This window comes from Pseudonocardia pini (assembly GCF_013870575.1).
Taxonomy (GTDB): Bacteria; Actinomycetota; Actinomycetes; order Mycobacteriales; family Pseudonocardiaceae; genus Pseudonocardia; species Pseudonocardia pini.
The window spans coordinates 1-4,834 of sequence record NZ_JACBXB010000416.1; the positions used below are offsets into that span (position 1 = coordinate 1).

General features: G+C 75.1%; 4 protein-coding genes and 1 pseudogene. 3 read left to right on the forward strand and 2 right to left on the reverse strand.

All coding sequences use genetic code 11. The features are described 5' to 3' along the window. A pseudogene (locus H5J29_RS21005) lies at positions 1-472 on the reverse strand (hypothetical protein); the annotation flags it as partial. Between the two features lie 108 nt (positions 473-580). On the opposite strand from H5J29_RS21005, the gene H5J29_RS21010 reads away from it, so the two are divergent. Both H5J29_RS21010 and H5J29_RS21015 read left to right on the forward strand, forming a co-directional pair. Then, the gene (locus tag H5J29_RS21010) at positions 581-1,771 is read left to right on the forward strand and encodes a histidine kinase (RefSeq protein ID WP_181782759.1); all 1,191 of its coding nucleotides are present in this window, start codon (positions 581-583) and stop codon (positions 1,769-1,771) included. After that, a complete protein-coding gene (locus H5J29_RS21015; protein WP_181782760.1) occupies positions 1,768-2,388 on the forward strand; it encodes a response regulator transcription factor in 621 nt (206 codons plus the stop codon). The genes H5J29_RS21010 and H5J29_RS21015 overlap by 4 nt, the downstream gene beginning before the upstream one ends. 131 nt (positions 2,389-2,519) lie before the next feature. Here the strand turns inward: H5J29_RS21015 and H5J29_RS21020 are convergent, their stop codons facing one another. Next, the gene (locus tag H5J29_RS21020) at positions 2,520-3,131 is read right to left on the reverse strand and encodes a TetR/AcrR family transcriptional regulator (RefSeq protein WP_181782761.1); all 612 of its coding nucleotides are present in this window, start codon (positions 3,129-3,131) and stop codon (positions 2,520-2,522) included. 45 nt (positions 3,132-3,176) lie between these two features. On the opposite strand from H5J29_RS21020, the gene H5J29_RS21025 reads away from it, so the two are divergent. Continuing rightward, positions 3,177-4,742: an anthranilate synthase component I gene (locus H5J29_RS21025; RefSeq protein WP_181782762.1), complete on the forward strand. Its 1,566-nt coding sequence runs from the start codon at positions 3,177-3,179 to the stop codon at positions 4,740-4,742. The last annotated feature ends 92 nt before the right edge of the window (positions 4,743-4,834 follow it).

The following is a 4,834-nucleotide window of genomic DNA, read 5'->3' on the forward strand; positions in this document are numbered from 1 at the left end:
TCAGCAGGAACACGGCCTGCCAGGCGAACCCGCCGTAGACCAGCGGTCGCACCCAGGGCGCGAGCCCGCCGACGGTGGCGTCACCGCCGAACGCGAGCACCACGGCCGGGACCACCGAGATCGCCGTGGGCAGCAGCAGCCCCGTGCCGACCCAGGCCGGCAGCAGCAGGAGCAGCGCGGGCAGCCTGCTGCCCCAGCGGTGGGTGAGGGCGAGGGCCAGGGCGACGACGCAGGCGTCGAGCAGGGCGGTGACGGCGTTGAGCACGGTCATCGAGGTGCTCGACAGCAACGCCGGGTCGGCGCCGACCGGGTTGCCCGCGAGCCAGGTGAACTTGAGGGCCAGGTAGGGCAGCGTGCCGGCGGCGGCGAGCCAACCGAGGAGGGGGCGGGCGCCGTGATCGCCGTCCGGGAGCGGGACGGCGCGCTGTCCGCGGTTCCCGGTACCGGTTCGATGATCTCTGCTCGTCGTCATGGCTCCACCGTGCGCGGGGACGCCGGGCACGTCCTCCCGCCCGGGAGTGGACCGCCTCCCCCGCGCGAGGGAGGCCGCCCCGGCGGCCCGCGTGCCACGATCGACGGCATGATCCGGCTGCTCGTCGACCCGCTGCGCGCGGGCTCGACCTACCGGCGCACCGTCCACCTGCTCATCGGTGCGGCCATGCTGCTGCCCTACGTCGGCCTGGCCTGGCTGTTCGTGTTCTCCGTGCAGGGCGGGCTCGACGCCGTGGGGGCCGTGGTCCTGGGTGGACTGGCGGTCGGGGTGGGCGTGGCGGTCGCCCTCGTCCCGGGGGTGCGGGAGCTGGAGGTGGCCGCCGCCCGCGCCCTGCTCGACGTCGACCTCCCGGCACCCACCCGGCCGGAGACCTGGTCCGGGCGCCGCCGCGCGGTCGGCTGGCTGCTGGTCGCGATGCTGCTCGGCGGGGTGACCGCGCTGTCGCTCCTCTGGTCCCTGCCCATCGCGGCCGCGTTCCTGGTGGCGCCGTGGACGGCCCTGCCGCTGCTGCCCACCGGGGCGGGAGCGTGGTGGGCGCCGATTGCGGGACTGGCGATGCTGATCGTCGTCCTCCACGTGCTCGCACTGCTGGGCGGGCTGCTCGCCGCGCTCGCCCCACGGGTCCTCGGTCCCTCGCCGCAGGAGCGGCTGACCGTCGAGCTGGCCGCGAGCCGACGGGAGGCGGCGCGGCTCGCGGACCGCACCCGGATCGCCCGCGAGCTGCACGACTCGGTGGGCCACGCGCTCACCGTGACCACCCTGCAGGCGGGCGCGGCGGCCGAGGTCCTCGACACGGACCCCGCGTTCGCCCGGCGCGCCCTGCAGGCCATCGCCGAGACCGGCCGGACCGCGCTCGAGGAGCTCGACCAGGTCCTCGGCGTCCTGCGCGAGGAGGGCGAGGCCGAGTCGCCGCCGGACCTCACCGCGCTGCCGGAGCTGGTGGACGGGGCCCGCGCCGCCGGGATCGACGTCGACCTCAGCACGCAGGCGGACCTCGCCGGGCTCCCGCGGGCCGTGTCGCGGGAGGGGTACCGGATCGTGCAGGAGAGCGTGACGAACGCGCTGCGGCACGCCGGCTCGGTCCCGGTCCGGATCGCCGTCGACACGGACCCTGAGCTGCGGATCCGCGTCGAGAACCGGATCACCGGGCGCGGCAGGCCCGGCGGCGGCCGGGGGCTGCGCGGCATGGGTGAGCGCGCCGCCGCCCTGGGTGGTCGCGCAGAGGCGGGGGAGCACGACGGGTACTGGGTCGTCGACGCCGTCCTGCCGCGGACATGATCGGCGTCCTGCTGGTCGACGACGAGGAGCTCGTCCGCACCGGCCTGCGCGCGGTCCTCGAGGCCCAGCCGGACATCGCGGTCCTCGCCGAGGGCGCCGACGGGGCGGAGGTGAACGGGCTGGTCGCCCGACACCGCCCGGACGTGGTGCTGATGGACGTGCGGATGCCCGCCGTCGACGGGATCACCGCCACCCGCGCGCTGCTGCGGCGCCCCGACCCGCCGCGCGTCCTGGTGCTCACCACTTTCGGCAACGACGGCCATGTCGCCGACGCCCTCCACGCGGGCGCCACCGGCTTCCTGCTCAAGCGGGCCCGTCCCGCCGAGATCGTGCAGGCCGTGCGCACGGTGGCGGCGGGGGAGTCGCTGCTGTTCCCGGCGGCGGTCCGGGAGCTGCTCACCGGCCGCACCCGGCGGCCCGGGCTCACCGGCCTCACCGAGCGCGAGGGTGAGGTGCTGCGGCTGATGGCGCGCGGTCTGTCCAACGCGGAGATCGCGGCGGAGCTGGTCGTCGGCGTGGAGACGGTGAAGACGCACGTGGGGAACGTGCTGGCCAAGACGGGGGCGCGGGACCGCACGCAGGCGGTCGTCGCGGCGTACGAGTCGGGCTTCGTGTGACGCCGCCGCCCGACGAGAGCCGCACGACCGCCGACCGGGGGGATCGAACGCCGACAGCCGCCGCCGCGACGGCCGGCCCTCTGCGCACGTCGTGATCATGCCCGCCGCCCGGCCGCGGCGGATCGGGGGAACTACGGAAGGGGGGCGGTGAGGTACCGCTGCACCGTCGGCCCCACGGCCGCGACGATCGAGGCGTGGTCGGAGGAGGCCATCGGCTCGAGCTCCATCACGTACCGGATGAGCCCGATCCCGATCATCTGCGCGGCCACCAGGGACATCCGCTCGGCCTGCCGGTCCGGGGCCACCGCCGCCGCGACCGGACCGAGGATCGTGCTGGTCACGAACTCGCGCATCATCCGCGCCGCCGCCGGATGGCCCGCAACGCTGCGCAGGAGCGTGATCAGCGGACCGCCCGCGGCGGCGTCCCAGGCCTGCAGGAAGCCTCCGACGAGCCGCTCGCCGATCCGCTCCGGGTCGCCGTCCACCACGCCCGCGATCAGCACGGTGGGATCGACGGGCACCTCCAGCGACGCCGTGAACAGGGCGCCCTTGCCGCCGAACCAGTGGTTGACCATCGCGGGATCGACGCCCGCGCGCTCGGCGATCCGGCGGACGGTGGCGCCGTCGTAGCCTCGCTCGTTGAACTCCCGGCGCGCGGCGCTGAGCAGGGCCTCCCGGGTGTCCTCGCCGGACGTGCGGCGTCCCCGGCGGCGCGGCTCCCTCGCGGTCGGCTCCGTGGTCACGGACCCATCTTCACCCCGGCGGGGCCGCGCGGGAGAATGAGGGGCATGACCGCCGGCACCACCGCACCGCCCGCACAGCTGGGAGCGGTCACCCCGACCCGCGAGGAGTTCCGTGCCCTCGCCGAGAACCACCGCGTCATCCCGGTGACGCGTCGGCTGCTGGCCGACGACGAGACCCCGGTCGGGGTGTACCGCAAGCTCGCCGTCTCCGACGGCGCCGCCCGCCCGGGCACGTTCCTCTTCGAGTCCGCGGAGAACGGGCGGTCGTGGTCGCGCTGGTCGTTCGTGGGCGCGCGGTCGGCCGCGACCCTCACCACCGTCGACGGCGAGATCCGCTGGACCGGCGAGGTCCCGGACAAGCTGCCGCGGACGGGGGACGTGCTGGCCGCCGTCCGGGAGATCGTCGAGGAGCTGCACAGCGAGCAGCTGCCCGGGATGCCCCCGCTGACCGGCGGGCTCGTCGGGTACATGGGCTACGACATCGTCCGGCGCATCGAGCGGATCGGCTCCGCGGAGAATCCGCCGGTGGACGACCTGCGGCTGCCGGAGCTGGTGCTGCTGCTGGCCACGGACCTGGCCGCCGTCGACCACCACGAGGGCACGATCACGCTGATCGCCAACGCGATCAACTGGGACGCCACGGACGAGCGCGTCGACGAGGCCTACGACGCGGCCGTCGCCCGGCTGGACCGGATGACCGCCGAGCTGGCCGCGCCCGCCCCGTCGACGGTCGCGGTGTTCGCCCCGACCGAGCCGCGCTTCGAGCGCAAGCGCAGCCAGGCCGAGCACTTCGCCGCGGTCGAGGTGGCGAAGGAGCAGATCCGGGCGGGGGAGTGCTTCCAGATCGTGGTGTCGCAGCGGTTCGAGATGGACTGCCCGGGCGACCCGCTCGACGTCTACCGCGTCCTGCGCGCCACCAACCCCAGCCCGTACATGTACCTGCTCAGCCTGGAGGACGCCTCGGGCGGCGCGCCGTTCACCATCGTCGGGTCCAGCCCGGAGGCGCTGGTCACGGTCGTCGACGGGCAGGCCACGACGCACCCCATCGCGGGCACGCGCTGGCGCGGGGCGACCGAGGAGGAGGACGAGCTCCTCGAGAAGGACCTCCGGCACGACGAGAAGGAACGCTCCGAGCACGTCATGCTCGTGGACCTCGGGCGCAACGACCTCGGCCGGGTCTGCGCGCCGGGCACGGTCAAGGTCCGCAACTTCTTCTCGGTGGAGCGCTACAGCCACGTCATGCACCTGGTCTCCACGGTCACCGGCACGCTGCGGGAGGACCGCAACGCCGTCGACGCCGTGTTGTCCTGCTTCCCCGCGGGCACCCTGTCCGGCGCCCCGAAGGTGCGGGCGATGCAGGTGATCGACGAGCTGGAGCCCACCCGGCGCGGCCTCTACGGCGGGATCGTGGGGTACCTGGACTTCGCGGGCAACGCCGACACGGCCATCGCGATCCGCACCGCCCTGGTGCGCGACGGGCGGGCCTACGTGCAGGCGGGCGGCGGCATCGTCGCGGACTCGGACCCGCTGGCCGAGGACACGGAGTGCCTGAACAAGGCGCGTGCGGTGCTCTCCGCGGTGGCCACGGCCTCGACGTTGAGGCGCCCGTGACCCGCGGCAGGCTCTTCTCCCTCACGGCCCTCGCGCTGCTCCTGGGCGCGGGCGGGCTGTGGGGTGCGACCCGCCTGGACTGGGCCTCGACC

Coding starts and splice junctions, on each gene's coding strand:
- H5J29_RS21025 (WP_181782762.1), top strand. CDS start 3,177: ATGACCGCCGGCACCACCGCACCGCCCGCACAGCTGGGAGCGGTCACC.
- H5J29_RS21015 (WP_181782760.1), top strand. CDS start 1,768: ATGATCGGCGTCCTGCTGGTCGACGACGAGGAGCTCGTCCGCACCGGC.
- H5J29_RS21010 (WP_181782759.1), top strand. CDS start 581: ATGATCCGGCTGCTCGTCGACCCGCTGCGCGCGGGCTCGACCTACCGG.